This window comes from Arthrobacter sp. Y3224055, from assembly GCF_059090825.1.
The window spans coordinates 852,461-872,422 of record NZ_JBNHGB010000001.1 but is presented as its reverse complement, the minus strand read 5'-3'; the positions used below and the strand labels follow the sequence as shown (position 1 = coordinate 872,422).

General features: G+C 68.5%; 19 protein-coding genes. 8 read left to right on the top strand and 11 right to left on the bottom strand.

Annotated elements, in window-relative coordinates:
• Positions 1-42: 42 nt before the first annotated feature.
• From AC5RTY_RS04205 to AC5RTY_RS04175, 7 genes are all read right to left on the bottom strand, one after another.
• Complete coding sequence (locus tag AC5RTY_RS04205) at positions 43-1,179, bottom strand: histidinol-phosphate transaminase (RefSeq protein ID WP_494139021.1); 1,137 nt, start codon at positions 1,177-1,179, stop codon at positions 43-45.
• Positions 1,180-1,196: 17 nt separating this feature from the next.
• The gene (locus AC5RTY_RS04200; protein WP_494139020.1) at positions 1,197-2,459 is read right to left on the bottom strand and encodes an alpha-hydroxy acid oxidase; all 1,263 of its coding nucleotides are present in this window, start codon (positions 2,457-2,459) and stop codon (positions 1,197-1,199) included.
• A gap of 118 nt (positions 2,460-2,577) precedes the next feature.
• On the bottom strand, positions 2,578-3,345 hold the full coding sequence (locus AC5RTY_RS04195) for an amino acid ABC transporter ATP-binding protein (RefSeq protein WP_494024091.1): 768 nt from the start codon (positions 3,343-3,345) through the stop codon (positions 2,578-2,580).
• On the bottom strand, positions 3,342-4,286 hold the full coding sequence (locus AC5RTY_RS04190) for an amino acid ABC transporter permease (RefSeq protein ID WP_494139019.1): 945 nt from the start codon (positions 4,284-4,286) through the stop codon (positions 3,342-3,344). Before AC5RTY_RS04190 ends, AC5RTY_RS04195 begins: the two co-directional genes overlap by 4 nt.
• Positions 4,283-5,206 carry an ABC transporter substrate-binding protein gene (locus AC5RTY_RS04185; protein WP_494074570.1) on the bottom strand — a complete coding sequence of 308 codons (924 nt, stop codon included), beginning with the start codon at positions 5,204-5,206 and terminating at the stop codon, positions 4,283-4,285. The genes AC5RTY_RS04190 and AC5RTY_RS04185 overlap by 4 nt, the downstream gene beginning before the upstream one ends.
• 369 nt (positions 5,207-5,575) lie before the next feature.
• Complete coding sequence (locus AC5RTY_RS04180; RefSeq protein ID WP_494102107.1) at positions 5,576-7,255, bottom strand: HAL/PAL/TAL family ammonia-lyase; 1,680 nt, start codon at positions 7,253-7,255, stop codon at positions 5,576-5,578.
• Entirely contained in the window at positions 7,233-8,015 is a 783-nt protein-coding gene (locus AC5RTY_RS04175) for an IclR family transcriptional regulator (RefSeq protein ID WP_494001095.1), read from the bottom strand. The genes AC5RTY_RS04180 and AC5RTY_RS04175 overlap by 23 nt, the downstream gene beginning before the upstream one ends.
• A gap of 170 nt (positions 8,016-8,185) precedes the next feature.
• Here AC5RTY_RS04175 and AC5RTY_RS04170 point away from each other — a divergent pair, with 170 nt between their 5' ends.
• From AC5RTY_RS04170 to AC5RTY_RS04145, 6 genes are all read left to right on the top strand, one after another.
• Positions 8,186-9,394 carry a cytochrome P450 gene (locus tag AC5RTY_RS04170; protein WP_494139018.1) on the top strand — a complete coding sequence of 403 codons (1,209 nt, stop codon included), beginning with the start codon at positions 8,186-8,188 and terminating at the stop codon, positions 9,392-9,394.
• Positions 9,395-9,537: 143 nt separating this feature from the next.
• Positions 9,538-10,689 (top strand): MFS transporter, encoded by a 1,152-nt coding sequence (locus AC5RTY_RS04165; RefSeq protein WP_494139167.1) that lies wholly within the window; start codon positions 9,538-9,540, stop codon positions 10,687-10,689.
• 119 nt (positions 10,690-10,808) lie between these two features.
• The gene (locus AC5RTY_RS04160) at positions 10,809-12,164 is read left to right on the top strand and encodes an MATE family efflux transporter (protein ID WP_494139017.1); all 1,356 of its coding nucleotides are present in this window, start codon (positions 10,809-10,811) and stop codon (positions 12,162-12,164) included.
• A 9-nt stretch (positions 12,165-12,173) separates the two neighbouring features.
• Positions 12,174-12,788 carry a hypothetical protein gene (locus AC5RTY_RS04155; RefSeq protein ID WP_494139016.1) on the top strand — a complete coding sequence of 205 codons (615 nt, stop codon included), beginning with the start codon at positions 12,174-12,176 and terminating at the stop codon, positions 12,786-12,788.
• A 102-nt stretch (positions 12,789-12,890) separates the two neighbouring features.
• Positions 12,891-13,316 (top strand): hypothetical protein, encoded by a 426-nt coding sequence (locus AC5RTY_RS04150; protein WP_494024098.1) that lies wholly within the window; start codon positions 12,891-12,893, stop codon positions 13,314-13,316.
• Positions 13,317-13,356: 40 nt separating this feature from the next.
• Positions 13,357-14,241: a DUF4261 domain-containing protein gene (locus AC5RTY_RS04145; protein ID WP_494139015.1), complete on the top strand. Its 885-nt coding sequence runs from the start codon at positions 13,357-13,359 to the stop codon at positions 14,239-14,241.
• A gap of 13 nt (positions 14,242-14,254) precedes the next feature.
• Here the strand turns inward: AC5RTY_RS04145 and AC5RTY_RS04140 are convergent, their stop codons facing one another.
• Positions 14,255-14,803 (bottom strand): CGNR zinc finger domain-containing protein, encoded by a 549-nt coding sequence (locus tag AC5RTY_RS04140; RefSeq protein WP_494025089.1) that lies wholly within the window; start codon positions 14,801-14,803, stop codon positions 14,255-14,257.
• Positions 14,804-14,910: 107 nt separating this feature from the next.
• Between AC5RTY_RS04140 and AC5RTY_RS04135 the strand changes: the two genes are divergently transcribed.
• Positions 14,911-15,915 (top strand): EamA family transporter, encoded by a 1,005-nt coding sequence (locus AC5RTY_RS04135; protein ID WP_494139014.1) that lies wholly within the window; start codon positions 14,911-14,913, stop codon positions 15,913-15,915.
• Here the strand turns inward: AC5RTY_RS04135 and AC5RTY_RS04130 are convergent.
• Entirely contained in the window at positions 15,863-16,576 is a 714-nt protein-coding gene (locus AC5RTY_RS04130; protein WP_494025091.1) for an NADPH-dependent F420 reductase, read from the bottom strand. The genes AC5RTY_RS04135 and AC5RTY_RS04130 overlap by 53 nt on opposite strands.
• 190 nt (positions 16,577-16,766) lie before the next feature.
• Here AC5RTY_RS04130 and AC5RTY_RS04125 point away from each other — a divergent pair, with 190 nt between their 5' ends.
• On the top strand, positions 16,767-17,042 hold the full coding sequence (locus tag AC5RTY_RS04125; protein WP_494101803.1) for a DUF2277 domain-containing protein: 276 nt from the start codon (positions 16,767-16,769) through the stop codon (positions 17,040-17,042).
• Positions 17,043-17,125: 83 nt separating this feature from the next.
• Here AC5RTY_RS04125 and AC5RTY_RS04120 read toward each other — a convergent pair whose 3' ends face one another.
• Both AC5RTY_RS04120 and AC5RTY_RS04115 read right to left on the bottom strand, forming a co-directional pair.
• Positions 17,126-19,582 (bottom strand): heavy metal translocating P-type ATPase, encoded by a 2,457-nt coding sequence (locus tag AC5RTY_RS04120; protein ID WP_494139013.1) that lies wholly within the window; start codon positions 19,580-19,582, stop codon positions 17,126-17,128.
• Positions 19,583-19,722: 140 nt separating this feature from the next.
• Complete coding sequence (locus tag AC5RTY_RS04115) at positions 19,723-19,947, bottom strand: heavy-metal-associated domain-containing protein (protein WP_494001083.1); 225 nt, start codon at positions 19,945-19,947, stop codon at positions 19,723-19,725.
• Positions 19,948-19,962 lie beyond the last annotated feature (15 nt).

Genomic DNA, 19,962 nt, shown 5'->3' with positions numbered 1-19,962 from the left:
TTCTCCTTGATGAAGCGGCCGGCGGATGCCGGTGGCTGGTGGTCAGGGCGCGGCAGGCGCCGGGATCTGTGTGGCCAAACCCGGGACGGCGTCGACGGCGGTGAGCACGGCCGCCGATGCCTCCCGGCCGGCGAGGGTGATGCGCACGCCGTCGCCGTCGAAGGCCCGGACTGACACGGACCTCTGTAGGCAGGCGGCCTCAAGTTCGCGGGCACGGGTGCCGGCGGGAATCCACACGAAGTTTCCGCCACTGTCCGGAACGAGGATCCCGCGCCCGCTCAGCTGGGCGGTCAGATCTTCCCGTTGGGCCACGATGTCCGCCACGGTCGCGGCCGTGCGCTCCGGTTCGGACCAGGCAGCCACCGCGGCCGCCTCAGCCACCCGGCTGAGGGGGAACGGCAGGGCGGCGCGCCGGAGCATCGCGGTGATCTCCTCGGATCCCGCCATATAGCCGGCACGCAGCCCGGCCAGTCCGTAGGCCTTGGAAAAGGTACGCAGGACGACCAGGTTGGGGAAGGCTGCCAGCAGCGACACGGCGTCGTGTTTCGGGAGGGAGAATTCGCGGTAGGCCTCGTCCAAAATGATCAGCACGTGCGGCGGCACCTGGTGCAGGAACTGCAGCATTTCGGCATCGGTGACAGTGGTGCCAGTGGGGTTGTTGGGGCTGCACACGATTACGGCGCGGGTCGCGGGGCCGATCGCGGCGGCCATGGCGTCCAGGTCGTGCCGGGCGGCGGCGTCGAGCGGGACCTCGACGGCTGCCGCTCCGGCGACCCCGGCGAGGATGGGGTATGCCTCGTAGCTGCGCCAGGCATAGACGACCTCGTCCCCCGGGCCGGTGTACGTGGACAGCAGCAGCTGCAGCAGCGCCAACGAACCCGCCCCGGCCAGCACCTGTTCGGGACCGAGGCCCAGCCGGGCGGCGACCGCACCGACCAGTTCATCCCCGGCCAGGCTCGGATACCGGTTGGCCGCAGCTCCTCCGGCGGCGATGGCTGCCTGCACCGCCGGCGACGGCGGCACCGGTGACTCGTTGGACGAGGCGATCCAGCGCACGGTCGCTTTCCCGGCCGACCGGGAGTATTCCGGCAGCGTGGCGATGCCCGGACGCGGTTTCGGGGCAATGGAGCCGTCCGGCGGCGCGAAGGTGTGCCGGGGACTGCCCATAGTTTCACTCACCCTGTTCCTTTCTCGGTTCATGGCCTGGCCGGGATCGGTCCGGGCGCCGGTACTTGGGGCGCGGCGGTCCCGGCTCCAAGGTCGAGCAACTCGGGGCCGCGCCGGCGCAATTCCGCGGTGCTGGTGACCCCCAGCAGCGCCAGCGTGCGTCGGAACTGGCCTATCAGCAGCTCGGCCAGGCGGACGACGCCGGGTTCGCCGGCGGCAGCGAGCGCCCACAGGTAGGGCCGCCCGACCATGGCCAGATCGGCACCCAGGGCGACTGCGGTCGCGATGTCCGCCCCGTGGCGGATGCCGGAATCCACGACGACGGCGAAGTCCTCGCCGACGGCCTGCCGAACCGGAGCGATCAGCTCGACCGGGGCAACCGTCTGGTCCAACTGCCGCCCGCCATGGTTGGAAAGATGCACGCCGTCCACCCCCAGCTCACGCGCCCTGAGCGCGTCGGCCGGCCCCACCGGCCCTTTCAGCAGCAGCTTGCCGGGCCAGGCGGCCCGCAGCTGGGCCAGGTCGGCCCACGTGACTGCCGGGTCGAACTGGGAGCCGATGTTCTCGATCGTGTAGCCGGATTCGGCCGGGCCGTCGGTGAGGTTGGCGAACTGCAACCCGGGGGCGCGCAGCATCTTGGTCCAGTAACCGGGCTTGGCCCCGATGTCCAACAGGCTGTTGGCGGTGAGCCGGGGCGGGATCGTGAACCCGTTGCGCACGTCCCGCAGCCGATTGCCGGAAACCGCGGTGTCCACGGCCACTTCCAGGACGCGGTAACCCGCGTCGGCCGCCCGGCGGACCAGTTCGAAGGTCCTGGCGCGGTCCTTCCACACGTAGAGCTGGAACCAGCGGTCGGCCGCCGGGTCCGCCGCCAAATCCTCGAGCGCTGTGGTGGCCATGGTGGAGAGTACGTAGGGCAGCCCGGCCCCGGCCGCCGCTCGGGCAACGGCGGGTTCGCCGTCCGGGCTGATCATCCGGGTGTAGCCGGTGGGAGCGAAGCCCAGCGGTGCGGCGACGTGCCGGCCCAGGACGGTGGCAGCGGTGTCCGGGGCGCTGACGTCCGCCAGCACAACCGGGGTGAACCGGCGTCGGGCGAAGGCCTCGGTATTGCCGGCCAGGCTGTGCTCGGCGTCGGCACCGCCGTCGATGTAGTCCAGCACGGAGCCCGGCAACCGGCGGGCGGCGAGCCGCCGCAGGTCCTCGACGGTGTGGCAGCGGGCGAGGGCACGCTCGCTCCGGGAGCCCTGCGGAATCTTGAACGAGACCAAGCCCAGGGCCTCGGTCAGCTTCACGGCAACACCTTTCCGGGGTTCCTGGTGTTGCCGTGAGGCCCCGCGACGCCGGGCCTCACAGGCGGTCCGGCGCCGCGGCACGGGCATAGGGCGGCCTCGGAGCGCAAGGGGGCAGCGCTCATGCCAGCACCTTGGACAGGAACGCCTGGGTCCGGGCCTCGCGGGGGTTCTCCAGCACCTGGCGGGGCTCACCGCTTTCGACCAAGCATCCATCGGCCATGAAGTGCACAACGTCCCCCACCTCCTTGGCGAAGCCCATTTCATGGGTCACCACGATCATCGTCATGCCCGACGCCGCGAGCTGCACCATCACCTCCAGCACCTCGCCAACCAGCTCCGGGTCCAGTGCCGAAGTCGGTTCATCGAAGAGCATGACCGAGGGCTTCAGCGCCAGGGCGCGGGCTATGGCCACCCGCTGCTGTTGGCCGCCGGAGAGCTGGCCCGGGTAGTGGTTGCGCTTCTCCGCAAGGCCCACCCGCTCCAGCAGGGCCATCCCTTCCTCGAGGGCGCGGGCCTTGGGCCGGCGCTGGACGATCGTGGGGCCCTCGATCACGTTCTCCAGCGCGGTACGGTGCGGGAACAGGTTGAACTGCTGGAACACCATGCCCACCGACGCCCGCTGCCGGGAGGTCTCGTGCTCTTTCATTTCGCGCAGACGGTTGCCGGTGCGCCGGTAACCGATTCGTTCGCCGTGTACCCACAGCTGCCCGCCGTCGATCTTCTCCAGATGGTTGATACAGCGCAGGAAGGTGCTCTTGCCCGAACCCGAGGGACCCAGCAGGCACGCAACCTGGCCGGCCTGCACGTCCAGGCTAATGCCCTTGAGCACCTCGACGTTGCCGAAGGACTTACGTACCCCTTGGGCGCTGACGATCGGATCATTCATTTCAGGGTCTCCAGTTCGACGGCGGGGGAGGCACCGGCCGGCACCAGTCCGGCAGGCTCGTTATGACGGGCACCCTTGGTCGGCCGGACCGGGGAAAAACCCCGCTCAAAGTGGCGTTCGACGTAGTACTGGCCGACGGAGAGCACCGCGGTGACGGCCAGGTACCAGATGGCAGCCACGATCAGCAGCGGGATGGTTTGGAAGGTGCGCGAGTAAATGATCGAGACCGAAGTCAGCAGCTCGCTGTAGCCGATGACGATCACCAGCGAGGTGTACTTGAGCATGCCGATGGTTTCGTTGCCGGTCGGCGGGATGATCACGCGCATGGCCTGGGGCAGCACCACCCGGCGCATGGTCTGGGTGCGTGACATGCCGATGGCCTTGGCGGCCTCGGTCTGGCCTTGGGGAATGGCCCGAATGCCGGAGCGGACGATTTCGCCCATGTAGGCGCCCTCGTTCAAGGCCAGCCCGAGCAGGGCGGCGGTGAAAGGCGAGATGACGGAGTTGGTGGCGATCTCGAAGAAGCTGGGACCGAACGGGATTCCGATCACGATCTTGGGCACCAGCGCGGCCAAGAAGAACCATAACAGCAGTTGGACCATCAGAGGCGTGCCGCGGAAAAACCAGGAATAGGCCCACGCCGCGTAGGACAGAATCGGATTCGCCGAGAGCCGACAGACGGCGACGGCGATGCCAAGCACGATGCCGATGGCCATGGACACCGCCGTCAGCAGCAGGGTCTTGCCCAGACCGGCAAGCACCGGCGGGGCGAACAGGTACTGGCCGACGACGTCCCACTGGAAGCGTTCGTTGGTGACCATCGAATACGCGACCAGCACGGCGCCGGCCAAGACCAGCCCTGCAGCCACCCAGCGGCCGGTGTAGCGGGCCGGCAGAACGGTCAGGTCCTCCTCCTGCGCGCCCGGCTTGGTCCCGGTCACTCGGTGACCCCGTTGATCGGGAACTCGTCCATGGCGTGGTCGGACATCTCGTACTTGGCCAGGATTTCCCCGTAGCTGCCCTCGTCCTTCATGGCGACCAGTGCCTTCTGCACGGCTTCGGTCAGCTGCTTGCTGTCCTTCGGGAAGACGATGCCGAAGGCCAAGTCCTGGTAGCGCGGTCCCTGGACCAGTTGGCCGTTGCTCTCGGCGGCAATCACCGACCCGGACGTGGAATCCACTAGGAAGGCGTCTACACGCCCGCTCTGCACGGCCAGCACAGCCTGGTTCTGGCCGGCGAAGATGGTGACCTGCAGCGGGTCCTTGCCGGCTGCCTTGCACTTCTCCGACTGTTCGGCGGCGTCGGCATCCTCGGTGGTGCCCTTGACGATACCGACCGACCTGCCGCACAGGTCGTCGAGGGTCTTAATGCTCTCGGCGTTGGCGGTGGCGGTCATAATGCCGCCGCCGGCGGAGAAGTAGTCGACGAAATCCACCTGCTTCTGCCGTTCCACGGTGTCGGACATGGCGGACATGGCCATGTCGTAGCGGGCCGAGACCAAGCCAGGGATGATCGCGTCGAAGGCGATGTTGTTGAATTCCAGCGTGACGCCCAGCTGTTTTTCAAGCTCGTCGGCGATCTCGCGGTCGATGCCGACGATGGTGGTGCCATCGGTGTCGAAGGACTCGAACGGGGGGTATTCGACGTTGCTGGCGACGTTGATCTTGCCGGCCTCTTGGATGGCTTCAGGCAGTTCGCCGAACAGGGGCGCCTTTGCCCCCGCGGCCGCGGCCGGTGTGGCTGCCCCGGTCCCGCCGCTGCCGGCATCGGCACTGCCGGCACAGCCCGCCAAGGCGAGGGCCGCGGACAGCCCCAATGCCGCCAGAAGGGGCTTACGTGGGGAGACTGTCGAAAATACCATTTTCCTACACTCCTGAAATAGTTGTATGGCTTGCTGCAAATGAATGGTAAATATTCGAAACCGTTCGGTAATTATCGGTTGCCCCCACAGCATAAGGAGAAGGTGGAGACTGATACAAGCCCTTTTATTCGTCCAATAAATCCCAGTAGCAAACGCTTTCGAAGCGCGGGCCGGCGGGGTAAACGCTTGTTTTTGAGCGCGGCAAAACAATCAAGATAATAGGCATTAAAACGCCTGTTATCGCCGGGCATTCCCATCGTTGACCAAAGGTTTATAGGGAGGAATACAATCCACGGCGATTCCCGCTCTCCGAAATAAAGTCCGGTTCCGGCGGCCTATTCCCACCGCCGGGCCGAACGGCTTCCCAACCTAGGCCGAGCCGGACAGCACCTCATTGACCGCAGTGACGACGGCGCCGCCGTGGACGAGTTCCCGGGCGGTGCGGACGCGCGGGTACATCACCACGTCCCTGTTGATGTGGTCCACCGCCCGGCCGTCGGCCGACCTGGACGAACGGACCATCTCCAGCACTGCCCGGCTGGCCGGTGCCAGCGTGGCGGACGCGGTCTCCGGCTTCGCCAACCGCAGTTCCAGGGCCTGGCAGGCCATGAGAAGTTCGATCCCCACCACAGTCTCGATGTTCGCCACGACCTGCCGGGCGTGCCTGCCGGCGTTGTTGGCCATGGAGACATGGTCCTCCTGGTTGGCGCAGGTGGGGATCGAATCCACACTGTCCGGATGAGAGAGGGTCTTCGAGTCTGAGACGAGAGCAGCGGCCAGGTACTGCGGAAGCATGTAGCCGCAGTCCATGCCGGTCTGCTCGCTGTCGATCAGCATGTCCGGCAGCCCGCGGTTGAGGGTGCCGTCGTCAAGCCGGAAGAGCCGGCGCTCGGTGATGTTCCCGATCTCGGTGACCACAATGGAGATAAAGTCCGCGGCGAAGGCCACGTATTCGGCGTGGAAGTTGCCGCCGGAGACTGCCTTGAGGGAGCGGCTGGCCGGAAGCGCCGGAAAGATCAGCGGATTGTCGGTGGCGGCGTTGATTTCGTTGCCGATGATCCCGGCAGCGAACTCCAAAGTGTCCTTGACCGGGCCGAAGACCTGCGGCACGCAGCGCAGCGAGTACGCGTCCTGGGGCGGCTGGCGCACAGGGTCGGCCTCGGCGCTGCCATCGACCAGGGAACTGCCGGCCAGCAGTTCCCGGATTCGGGCGGCCACCTCGATCTGGCCCTTTTGGCCGCGGGCTTCATGCAGTTCGGCGATGAAGGCGTCGCCGAAACCCATCAGCGCCTCGATGGTCATGGCGGCCGTAATCTGCGCGGTTTCCAGCAGGTTCTGTGCGTCGAACAGGGCAAGAGCCGCCTGAGCGCAGGAGAAGGAGGTGCCGTTGAGCAGTGCCAGGCCGTCCTTGGCACCCAGCGGCAGCCGGTCCAGACCGGCGGCGGCCATCGCGTTCTTGCCGCTGGTTATGGCGCCGTCCAGGAAAGCCTCGCCGGAGTCCAGTTCCTCGTCTTCGCCGGCGTGCGGGCGGGTCATCACAATGGCCACGTGCGCCAGCGGAATCAGGTCCCCCGAGGCGCCCAGCGAGCCGTACTCGGGGATGGCAGGGCAGACACCGCGGTTGAGCATTTCAGCCAAGGTGGTGACGATCTCCGCCCGGATGCCGGAGTGGCCCTGAACCAGGCTCACGATCCGGATGAACATGGTCGCCCGCACCACTTCCTCGTCCACATAGCGGCCGACGCCGGCGGCGTTTGACAGGACCAGTCGGCGGGACAGCTCCGCAGTGTCGGAAGCCTCGTCGAAGGCCCTGCGTCCGGCGAGGGAACCGAAACCGGTATTGATGCTGTAGATCGGCGCGGTAGGGTGGCCGGCTTCCATCTGCTCCACCACCGATCCGAGCCAGGCCCGGCTTGGTTCCATCCGGGCCAGCGCCTCGTCGGAGATCTCCACCGGCCGGCGGAACCGCGCCACCTGGATCACATCTTCGAGCGTAGTGCGGCTGATCCCCACTACGACGGGGGTTTCAGTGACGGTCTGGGTGTTCATCGGCGATCTCCCTGGTTGATTGAAAACTGGTCGTGGACTCGAGCGATTCGGTGAGGTTCCGGGCGGCGCAGCCCAAGGCGTTGAGCGCGGAATTGATCCAGGCTGTGGTGCCGCAACGGCTTTCGGGGCCGGCGACGTTGAGCGAACTAACCACCTCGCCGCGGCAGAAGACCGGCACTGCGACGGATACCGAGCCCGAATCGAGCTCGCCGCGTGAGACGGCGCGGCCCGCGGCGCGGATCTGCGGCAAGGCCGCCTGAACCTGCTCGGCCGTCGGAGTGTGGTCCGTGAACCGCGGCAGCTGGCGGTCCAGCACTTGGCGGACGACGTCCTGCGGCGCCCAGGCCAACAGGATCCGCTGCCCGGCCCCGGCATGCAGCGGCAGCATTTCGTTAATGGCGAAGGTGTATTTGAGCGACTTATCCGGCTCCACCCGTCGCAGGCACATGGCCTGGGTGCCTACCCGGATGATCAAGACGGCCGTCTCGCCTACCGCATCAACCACATCTTTGAGCACTGCCGTGCCCACCTCTGCGAGGTGGGACTGAACGTGGTGCCGCCCGGTGAGTTCCAGCAGGGCCCGCCCGGGCCGGTAGCGCCCCCCGTCTTCCTGGACGAAGCCGCGGTCCTTGAGCGTTTTGAAGTACCGGTAGGCGGTGCTTTGCGGGATGCCCAGCTTGGTGGCCACCGCGTCGATGGTGGCATCGCCGTCGGCAGCGACCTCGGCCAAAATGGCCAGTCCGCGCTCGAATGATGTCAACCCAACCTCCTCACAGACCTTCCGGCATCCAGGGCACTCCAGCGATGCTCCACCGAGGCTGGCCCCACCGGCAATTGCCATTCTCACAGTATGAGAATGGAATTCCGCTTCAGTCTCAAAACACCGCTACCTTGAGGCCATTCCCTGCCGCAACCTGAGTGAGGCCTTTAATGACAACCGACTTGCCGGTGGCAGCAGCCCCCGCCATTTCCGACGATCCGTATTCCGACCCGAACCTGACCGACCCGTATCCGCTGTTCGAGCGGATGCGACAAGCCGGACCTGGGGTGTGGCTGGACAAGTACGGTGTGCCGGCGTTCACCCGTTTCGGTGCGTGTAAGGACATCCTGGACGACCACGCCACCTTTATTTCCGGTGCCGGCGCGGGGCCGAAAAACCTGCACCACGAACCGTCATGGCGTCCGCAGGGCATCATGGAGTCCGACCCGCCCCTCCACACCGCCATGCGCCAGGCGATGGCCGGCGTGATCTCCCCCAAGGGGACCCGGGCGCTGCGCGGGCAGTTCCAGGAATTCGCCGACGAGCTGGTGGAGCAGGTGCTGCAGCTACGCGAGTTCGACGCCGTGACTGACTTCGCTCAGGTCTTCCCGCTGCGCGTATTTGGCGACGCGGTGGGAATTCCCCGCGCGGGGCGGGCCGAGAACCTGCTCGCGCTCGGTGCGATGAACTTCAGCACTTTCGGCCCGGACGACGAGCGGTCCAAGGAGTTCTTCCGCCTGGGCGCCGGCACTAATGACTGGGCCATGGCCAATACAGCCCGGGAGCGCCTGGCGGAGGGAAGCTTGGGGGCACAGATCTGGGACTACGCCGACCGCGGCGAGATCACCGAAGCCCAGGCCGCGCTGCTCGTGCGGGCCATGCTCTCGGCGGGGCTGGACACCACCATCTTCTCGATCGGCAATACGCTGGCTGCGCTGGCACAGCATCCGGGGGAGTGGGCCAAGGTCCACGAGAATCCCCGGCTGACCAAATTCGCCATCGACGAGGCCTTCCGGTACGAGTCACCCTTCCAGTCCTTCTTCCGCACCACCAGCCGCGATACTGTCTTGCACGGTCTCGAGCTGGCGGCCGACACCAAGGTGGCGGTCTTCGTCGGCGCGGCCAACCGCGATCCGGAGCACTGGGGACCCGACGCCCACGAGTACCGGATTGACCGGCAGGCCGGCGGTCATTTGGGATTCGGCATGGGAATCCACCAATGCGTCGGCCAGCCTATCTCGCGGCTGGAAATGGACGTGCTGCTGACCACTCTGGCCAAACGCGTGAAGACCATCGAGTTCACCGCCGAACCCGTGCCCTTCCTGCACAACACGCTGCGAGGCTGGCAATCCATTCCCGTGCGCATCATTCCGGCCTAAGGGGGCGGCTGCGGCGGACTGCAACCTCGGGAGGGGACCGTACAACTCCTGCCGGCGGTGGCCTCCGGCATAGCATCGAAGGCGTGAGCGACGCGGAACAAAACTGGGCAGGCCACCCGAAAGGCAGCCGGGGATACCGCAACATGCTCCTGGCGCTGCTCTTCGGCGGCTTCGCCACGTTCGCCCAACTGTATTCGGTGCAGGCGGTGCTGCCCGGCATCGCCCGAACCTTCCAGGTCAGCGCGGCCGATGCCGCGCTCAGTCTTTCCGCCGCCACCATCGGCCTGGCCCTGGCCGTCATGCCCTGGTCCGCGGTGGCGGACCGGGCCGGCCGCAAGCGCACCATGACGTGGGCGATCAGCGCCGCCGTGATCCTGGGCCTGGCGCTGCCGCTGGCGCCGAATTTTCCCGCCCTGCTGGCGCTGCGCTTCCTGGAGGGCGCCGCGCTGGGCGGCATCCCCGCCGTCGCACTGGTCTACCTGAACGAGGAGGTGCAGCGGCTGCACGCGGCGGTCGCGGCCGGCACCTACGTGGCGGGCACCACCGTGGGCGGCCTGACCGGCCGCCTCATCGCCGGGCCGGTAGGGGAGTGGGCCGATTGGCGCGCCGGCGTGCTGGCTGTCAGCGCCGCCGCCGCGCTCGCCGCCGTGCTGTTCGTCCGGCTGGCACCGGCCCCGCGCGGTTTCCTGCCGGTCGTGCGCGGACAGGGGCCCGGGCTGGGGCAGCGGATCCTGGCGAACCTGCGCTCGACGCCGCTACTGGCGCTCTATGCCCAGGGATTCCTGCTCATGGGCGGATTCGTCGCCGTCTACAACTACCTGGGCTTCCGGTTGGAGGCGCCGCCGTTTTCCCTGCCCGCGTCGCTGGCCTCCCTGCTGTTCCTGGCCTACCTGGCCGGCACCGTGAGCTCCCGGGTGGCCGGCGGCCTGACGGCGCGGACCGGCCGGCTGCCCGTGCTGCTGGGCGGGATCCTGGTCAGCATCGCCGGGCTGGCGGTCACCCTCGTCGACTCGCTTCCGTTGATCCTGCTGGGGCTGCTCGTGTTCACGGCCGGATTCTTCGCCGCCCATTCGGTGGCGTCGGGCTGGACGCCGCGGCTGGCGACGGTCGGCGCGGCCCAGGCGTCCAGCCTGTACAACCTCTTCTACTACGCCGGGTCCAGCCTGTTCGGCTGGGCCGGCGGCCTCTTCTTCGGCCGGTTCGGCTGGACCGGCGTCGTCGCGTTTACCGCCGCGCTCGCCGTCATCGCCGGTACGACGGCGGTGCTCGCCCTGCGTACGCGAGGCGCCGGATAACGGGAGCGCCAGGAAGCCTTGTACAAGTGCATGCATAATGCATGCACGGTGGCTAAGAGCTCCAGGGCCGCGTTGCCGGTTCGTCACGCCGGAATCCGGGCTGCAAGGGGCCTAAGCTGGTGGGCGTGAACCCGGAGAAGACAGCCGTACAGCGGCAGGGACGGAGCCTGAACCGGCAAATCCTTGCACTCGCCATCCCCGCCTTCGGCGCCCTGATCGCCGAGCCGCTGTTTTTGGCGGCCGATTCGGCCATCGTGGGACACCTCGGGGTGGCGGAGCTGGCCGGAATGGGGCTGGCCGCCACCGTGGTGCAGACCGTCGTCGGACTGATGATCTTCCTCGCCTACTCCACGACGCCGGCGGTGGCTCGGCTGCTGGGCGCCGGCCGGATGGCGGATGCATACGGGGTCGGGAGGGACGGCATCTGGCTGGCGCTGGCCGTCGGCGTGGTGCTGGCCGCCGCCGGCTGGGCTTTCGCCCCGGACCTGACCGCGGCCATGGGGGCCAGCGGGCAGGTGCAGGGGTTCGCGGTGGACTACCTGCGCTGGTCGATGCCCGGCCTGCCGGGCATGCTGATCGTGCTGGCGGCCACCGGGGTGTTGCGCGGCCTGCAGGACACCAAGACCCCGCTGCTGGTCGCCGGCATCGGCTTCCTGGCCAACATCGGCCTGAACTTCCTGCTGGTCTACGGGATGGGGCTCTCGGTGGCCGGGTCCGCCATGGGCACCAGCCTGGTCCAGTGGGCCATGGCGGCGGTCTACCTCGTCATCGTCTACCGCGGAGCCGTCAGCCACCGCGTGCGGCTGCGGCCCACCTGGGTCGGCCTGAAGGCCACCACGCACGTGGGCTCCTGGCTGATGCTCCGGACCCTGAGCATGCGGATCGCCTTGCTCGCGACGGTCTTCGTGGCCACCTCGCAGGGACCGGTAAGCCTGGCCGGCCACCAGCTGGTGATGACGATGTACAGTTTCCTGGCCTTCGCGCTGGACGCCATCGCGATCGCCGCGCAGGCCCTGATCGGGAAGGAACTCGGGGCATCGAACAAGGCGCTGGCACACTCGCTGACCCGCCGGATGATCGTCTGGGGAGTGGGATTCGGCGTGGTGACCGGCCTGCTGCTGGCGGCGGTGGCGCCGGTGCTCGGCTGGGTGTTCACGTCCGACCCGGCCGTCCATCAGGCGTTCACGGCCGCGATCTGGCTGCTGGCCCTGAGCCAGCCGATCTGCGGTCTCGTCTTCGTCCTCGACGGCGTGCTGATCGGCGCCGGCGACGCGCGCTACCTGGCCATTGCCGGCGTGGTGAACCTGCTGGCGTACGCGCCCCTGCTGGTGTGGGTGGCCACGGCCGGGCTGACCGGCACGGCGGGACTCGTCTGGCTGTGGGCGGCCTTCGGGCTCGGCTACACCGCGGCCCGCGCGGTCACGCTCGGCTGGCGGGTCCGCAACGATGCGTGGATGGTCACCGGGGCACACTAGGCTTGAACCGTGACGATCCCGAGTACTACCCAGGCGGCCGTGTTCTGGCAGCCGGTCCTGATCCGCGCCCTGGTGGCCGCCGCCTTTGGCGCCACCACCATCTTCTGGCAGGAACCCGACCGCACCGTGATGGCACTGGCCGGCGGGCTGTTCCTGCTGCTCAGCGGCGGGGCGGTCTGGCTGCTGGCGCGCAAGCCGGCCGCTGCGGCCCACCGCCAGCTGCTGCTCCTGCAGGCCGCCGTACTCGCGGTGGCCGGCATCCTGACCTGCGCCCTGCAGACGGTGCCGATGTTCACCGTGCTGGCCACCGCGGCGCTGCTGGTCTCCGGCGGGGCCGAGCTGATGCTCTGGTGGAGCAACCGCCCGACCGGCGGCCGCGAGGTTCCCGGGAACCCGGCGGCTGCCCCGCCCGCGACGGGTGAGGCCGGCTCCGTGCTGGCCCGCGACTGGCTGATCACCGGTGCCGTGTCCGTGGGCTTCGGCCTCGCGCTGCCCTTCTTCGCACGCCTGGGCCCGCATGCGCTGCTGGGGGTGCTGGGCGGGGCGGCGATCATCATCGCCGTCGTCCTGCTGATCGCCGCCCTCAGCCTGCGCCACGACGCCAGACAGCCCGCGGCCGGCTGAATACAGCCCGCGGGTGTGGTCCCCGCCACCGGCACCTGCGCGGCAACTTCTACAGTCGGTAGACTGGATGCAGGCTTTATCCGTCAGCAGGAGGAAATCATCGTGGGCAAGAACGCGTCTGGCCGTCCGGACGAAGGACGGATGTCCGTCAAGGGCCCGCTGATCTTCTCGGCGGTACTGGCCGTGATAGCGGGCGCACTGACCATGGTCTTTGCCACCGGCGGGTCCGGAAACCTGCTGCGCTGGGACCTCGGCGTGACCGCGGCCGGCATCGCCTTCATCGCTTCGCTGCTGATTGTGGCGGTGCTGACCATGTCCACCAAGGAGAACCCGAGCCACCTCAGCGAGGGCTCCGGGATCCATCGGGTCTCCTCGAAGATCCCCGGCGGCGCCGGCACCGTTCCGGCCCCGGGCACGCCGCAGAGCCGGGCCCAGGTGGAAGAACAGCAGGCGGCGGAGGCCGCCGCGAACCCCGAGGCCACCAACCGTCTCTCCGGGAACGACGACGACGGCGACACGCGCCGCTGATGCCTGGCGCCGGCGGGCCGGACCTGACGAGCGTGGCAGCATGACTTACGGCCAGCCTTCCCCGCACCTGCCCGTCCCGGCAGATCCCGGCGACACCGCGGCGACCGGCGGCGGACAACCGCCCGAGGCCAAGACCACGGTGGCCGCGGAGCTGTGGTACCGGTCGGATCCCCTGCTCTTCAGCGAGGAACTCCAGGCGCGGTTGGCGGAGGAATTCCCCGGCGCCTCCTTTTCCGACGGCGTAGCCCTGCTGCCGCACGCCGCGCACTCCTTTGACATCAACGGCGTCTCCGGCGTGAAAACGATCCGGCTGAGCACCGGAGTGGCCGTTCCCCGCGGGCCGCTGTCCGCGGCCGAGGCGCTGGCGGCAACCCCCGCGGACCAAAGCTGGTCCTGGCCCGCCGCCGAGCAGCAGGTTCCCGGCTGCACGCACCGCATCCTGGTCACGGAGGTGGTGGCCAGCGGCTTCGAACCCAAGCCGCGGGTCGAGTCTTTCCAGCGGGTGCTGCGCCTGCTGGCCGCCGAGACGCGGCCGGCGGCGGTCCGGTGGCTGCACAACTCGCACTGGCGGGACCCCCTGGAGCTTGAGGCGGCCCACCCGCTGGCGGGCCCGGTGAACATGCGGTTCTTCCTGGTCAGCAACGACGAGGGCGCCATGGTGGTGGACAGCCTGGGCATGTACCAGCTGGGCCTGCCGGACGTGCAGGTGCACTTCCGCGACAAGGATCCGAACCAGATGGTGGAACTGGCCTTCAACGTGGCAGCGTACCTTTACGAACACGGGCCGGTCATCGAATCCAACAGCCGGCTGAACGGCCCGGACGACCTGGTGTTCACCGCTAGCTGGGAAGATTCGCTGCTGCCGCCGCTGCGGACGGTCATCGACCTCGATCCCGGCCCGCCCTACTCCGCCGGCAGCCGCTAGTACCGTCCTCCGGTCAACCGTTGGCGGCCGACTTGCGGGCCCGATAGGCGGCCACGTGCGTGCGGTTGGCGCAGTTGCCGGTATCGCAAAAGCGCTTCGACCGGTTCTTCGACAGGTCCACCAGCACCGCGGTGCAGTCGTCCGCGGCGCAGGTCCGCAGCCGGTCCAGCTGCTTCTCGCGGATCACGTCCACCAGCGCCATCGCCGCCTCCACGGCCATACGGACCTCCAGCGGCGCGTCCGGGCTGGTGGCATGCAGGTGGTAGTCCCACTGGTCGTGCTTGACCAGCTGCGGGATGGCGCCGGCGTTGGCCAAGATCGTATTGACAACGACGACGGCGCGGTCCTCCGTCGCGGACCAGACCTCCTTGAGCACGGGGCGCAGGGCGCGGACCGCCTCCAGCTCCGCCGTCGTATGCGTGCGCGAGCCGGTGAAGCCGAAGTCCGCCACGAGGGCATCGAGATCCGCTACGCTGGCGAGGGTGTCCGGGAAGACCTCGGCCGTATTGATCAGCCGGGCCGCATCCACCAGCGAGTGCTCGGTGTCATGAGCAAAGACCACATTGACCCCTGACAGTGGCGGCGATATTGTCAGTAGTATACCGCTCATGACTCCTGACACACCTGTTCTGCGCCGGGAGCGAACCCGCACTTCCCCAAGGATCCGTCATGGCCTCCACCGCCGCCGAACAGCGTACCCAGACAGCCCCGCCGCGCCCCGGCTCCGCCGTGGCCGGCGTCGGCATCGCCCTGGCCTCTTCGGCGATCTTCGGACTCTCGGGACCCTTCGCCAAGTCGCTTCTTGAGGCCGGCTGGACGCCGGGCTCGGCGGTGGCGGTGCGCATGGTGGCCGCGGCGCTGGTGCTGTCACTGCCCGCCGCGTTCATGCTGCGCGGCCGGTGGGACCAACTGCGGCAAAACTGGAAGACCATCGGGCTGTTCGGGCTAATCGGCGTGGCCGGCTGCCAGCTTTTCTACTTCAATGCCGTTGCCAGCCTCTCAGTGGGGGTGGCGCTGCTGCTGGAGTTCCTGGCGCCCGTGCTGATAGTGTTGTGGCTCTGGCTGACCAGCCGCCGGCTGCCGCGGCCCGCGACCATCACCGGTACCGTGCTGGCGGTGGCCGGCCTCATGCTCGTCCTCGACGTCTTTGGGCCGGTCAAGCTGGACGTTGCCGGCGTACTGTGGGGGCTGGGTGCCGCCGTCTGCCTGGTGGTCTACTTCTTCATCACCGCCAAGCAAAACGACTCGCTGCCGCCGCTGGTGCTGGCCGCCGGCGGCCTGCTGGTGGGCGGTGTGGCCATCGTCGTCCTGGGCGCCGTGCAGATCCTGCCGATGTCCTTCAGCACGGCCGGCGTCGAGCTGGCCGGCTGGCAAACCCAGTGGTGGGTGCCGCTGGTCGGACTGGTGCTGCTGTCCACCGTGCTGTCCTATGTCACCGGCATCATGGCAGCCCGGGCGCTGGGTACCAAGGTGGCTTCCTTCGTCTCGCTGACCGAGGTGCTCTTCGCCGTCATCTGGGCCTGGCTGCTGCTGGGCGAGCTGCCCGCGGCCATCCAATTGGTCGGCGGCGCTCTGATCGTGGCGGGCGTGGTGCTGGTCCGGGCGGACGAGCTGCGCGGCCCTAAACCGGCGGTGAACCGGAAGTATCTCCAGCGGGCTGGCGAACGATCTTGAAGTTGAAGCGGGGCGTGCCGAGCGCGCTCCAGAGGCGGAGCCAGGCGGGCAGGAGCATTTCGGCGCCGCGGGCGGTAGTGATGTCGCCGAGGTCGATCACGTCCTGATGTCCGAAGGCCTTTAGGAGCTCGGTGACCGTGATCTTGGCGTTGGCGTCGTTGCCGGAAACGAAGACCGTTCCGGGGTCGGAGAGCAGCCCGGGGCGGGCCTGGAGGTCGGCGGTGAGCGTGTTGAGGGACTTCACGACGCGCGCGGCCGGGAAGGCACGCTGAATCTGTTCGCCGAGGGAGTCAGTGTCCTTGACGAAGAGGGTCGGGGGCATCCCGGTGCTGGGGTCCAAGGGGTTGGCGATGTCGAGCACGACTTTGCCGTCGAGGTTCTCGGCCCCGGCCTGGGTCAGCACGTCCAGGGAGGCGCTGCCGTTGGTGGCGTTGATGATCAGCTCGGCCCCGGCTGCGGCGTCGGCGAAGCGGGTGACTCCGATGCCGGGGTTGTTGGCCGCCCAGACGGTGAAGGGCGGGGTGCCCATGCCATCTGTCTCGGTCCTGGACAGCGTGGCTTCGGGATCGCGGGTTCCGATCGTGACGGCGTGGCCGAGCTCGACGAGGCGGGCCGCGATGGTTTGGCCGACCCTGCCGGTTCCGAGGACTGCTGTTTTCATGATGGTCTCCTGTCCAGCTCGGGTTGCCCCGGTCGAGTCTGACTCCCTACCACTTACTGTGCTCCTTCCGAGGGTGGCGGGCCAGTGGTCGAGGAAGCCGGAGGCGGTGCCCTGCCGGGGTGGTGCGATAACGCGGCGGGGGAGCAAACTGGAACCAGCCAGCATCCACGATCCGAACCGGAGGTTCGACATGTGCCGGAATATCCGCCAGCTCCACAACTTCGAGCCCGCCGCCACGAACGCCGAAATCGAGGCCGCCGCGTTGCAGTACGTGCGCAAGGTCAGCGGCAGCAACAAGCCGTCGAAGGCGAACGAGGAAGCATTCAACCGGGCGGTGCACGACATCGCGCACATCACCGCCCACCTGCTCGACGACCTGGTGACCGCGGCGCCGCCGAAGAACCGTGAGGAAGAAGCCGCGAAGGCCCGTGCCCGCGCCGCCGTCCGCTACGGGGCCGCCGTCTAGGCCCGGCGCCGGGAGGCGGCCCGCGGGGAGGCGGGTCCGCCGGGAGGCTGCTGAGCCGCCCGGCGGGTTGCCGCCCCCGCCCGCTACCGTCCGAAGCGGCGCAGGCGCAGGGAGTTGGCCACCACCAGCACCGAGCTGGCGGCCATCGCGGCCCCGGCGATCATCGGGTTGAGCAGCCCGAGCGCTGCCACCGGGATCCCGAGCGTGTTGTAGGCGAAGGCCCAGAACAGGTTCGACTTGATGGTGGAGAGCGTCCGGCGGCTGAGTTCGATGGACTGCACCACCTGGCCGAGGTCGCTGCCCATCACGGTCAGGTCCGCGGCCTCGATCGCCACGTCGGTGCCGGCGCCCATGGCGATGCCCAGGTCGGCCTGGGCCAGCGCGGCGGCGTCGTTCACGCCGTCGCCCACCATTGCCACCGTCTTGCCCTCGTCCTGCAGCCGCTTGATCGCGGCCACCTTCTCCTCGGGGAGTACGTCGGCGAAGACGTCCCCGGGGGCGATGCCGACCTCGGCGGCCACCTCGGCGGCCACCGCTGCGTTGTCGCCGGTGAGCAGGATGGGGTGCAGCCCCAGGTCCTTGAACCGTGCGATGGCGGCCGCCGAGTTCTCCTTCACGGTGTCCTGCAGGCTGACAATCCCGGCGATGGTGCCGTCGACGGCAACCCAGACCGCCGTGGACCCGGCCTGCTGCTGCTCCAGCAGGGTTCCGCGGTGGGCGTCGGTGAGGGCGATGCCGTTCTCGTCCATCCAGTTGTTGCGGCCGACGACGACGGTGCTGGCGCGTCCGTCGCGTTCGGTGATGCTGCCGCGGACGCCGCCGCCCGCCGTGCTGTGGAAGTCGGAGAGGGCGGGCAGCGCATGCTCGCCGGCCGTCTCGCCGGACGGCGTGGCGGTGCGGGCCGCGACCTTGCGGGCCGCTTCAACGATGGCCAGCGCGATCGGGTGTTCGGAGCCGGCCTCGACCGCGCCGGCCAGCAGCAGGACCTCGTCTTCGCCGCGGTCCGCCAGGGCCAGCACGCCCTCCACCGCTTGCCGCCCGGTGGTCACGGTGCCGGTCTTGTCCAGCACGATGGTGTCCACGTGCCGGGTGTCCTCGAGGATCTGCGGCCCCTTGATCAGGATGCCCAGCTGGGAAGCCCGGCCGGTGCCGGTGAGCAGTGCGGTAGGCGTGGCGAGCCCGAGCGCACAGGGGCAGGCAATCACCAGCACCGTCACGGCCGCGGTGAATGCCGCCTGGAGGTCGCCGGTGAAAACCATCCAGAGGATGAAAGTGACGACGGCGATGACCAGCACCACCGGGACAAAGACGGAGCTGATCCGGTCGGCCAGTCGGGCAATCGGGGCCTTGCCGGCCTGCGCCTGGCTGACCAGCCGGCCCATTTGTGCCAGCGTGGTGTCCGAGCCGACGCGGGTGGCACGGACCAGCAGGCGGCCGGAGGTGTTGATGGTGGCACCGGTGACCGTGTCGTCCACATCCACTTCTACCGGCACGGATTCGCCGGTGAGCAGCGACGCGTCGACGGCGGAGTGACCGTCCACCACGTAACCGTCGGTGGGGATCTTTTCGCCCGGCCGGACCACCATGATGTCGCCCGGGACCAGGTCGGCGGCCGCCACTTTCACCTCGGCGCCGTCCCGCAGCACGGTAGCGTCCTTCGCGCCCAGGTTCAGCAGCGACTTCAGGGCGTCGCCGGCCCGCTGCTTGGCGTTGGCTTCCAGATAGCGGCCCAGCAGCAGGAAGGTGACCACGACGACGGCCACCTCGAAGTACAGTTCGTGCTCGGACATGTTGCCGCCCACGTGTTCGGTCAGCATTGGATCCATGACCAATTGCCAGGCGGAGAAGAAGAAGGCGGCCAGCACGCCGAGGGACACCAGCGTGTCCATCGTGGAGGCGAAATGCCGGGCGTTGATCGCCGCGGCGCGGTGGAACGGCCAGGCCGCCCAGAACACCACCGGGATGCTGAGCGCGAAGGCCACCCAGCCCCAGTGCGGGAACTGCGCGCCGGGGATCATCGAAATGATGAAGATCGGCAAGGTCAGGACGGCGGCCGTCCAGAGGCGCGGACGCAGCTGGCCGGCGGTGCCGCCGTGGGCCATGTGGTCCTCACCCTCCACGTGATCGGCGTGGGCGGCGTGCTCGCCGTCGTCACCCCGGCCGGCGTCCCCGGAGTGGTCGTGGTGGTCCTGATCGCCGGGGCCGGTGCCGTGGTCCGCCTCCGGGTTCCCGTCGAGCCCGTGGCCCCTATCCCCGTGCCGTGGGGCGGGCGCGGAGTGCGGCTGCGGCTTCACCCGGGCCTTGTAGCCGGTGGCCTTCACCGTGTCCACCAGCTGCTGGTTCGTGACGCCGTCCGGGACGAGCACGACGGCGGACTCCAGGGGCAGATTGACGCTTGCCTGGACTCCTTCGATCTTGCCGAGCTTGCGTTCCACCCGGTTCACGCAGGAGGCGCACGTCATGCCCTCGATCGCCAGTTCGACGGTTCTGGTCGGGTTCGGTTTTGCTTCAGGATCCATGGTGCCGGGATGGGAGGACATCGGTTGGTTGTCTCAATTCTGCGTGGGACGGTGCGGGGGCAGCGCGTCCGCTGGTTCGCGAAAAAAGGGGGGGCCGACGGCGGCCGGAGGGCACCGTCGTCGCACTGGCCAAAGGCCGTCTGGCCTGAAGCGATCTGGAGCTAGGCGTTCTGCGCGACGACGGTGTACCCGGCCTCGGCGACGGCCTCGCCAATCTGGGCCGGGTCAAGATCCGCCTCGGAACTGACCGTCGCCGTGGAGATTCCGCCCTTGTTGAGTTCGATGCTGACGCCGCGGACGCCGTCGAGGGCCTGCAGTTCTTCCGTGACGGCGTCCACGCAGTGGCCGCAGGTCATGCCGTCGATGCTGATGGTGGTGGTGCTCATGACTGTCTCCTTGGG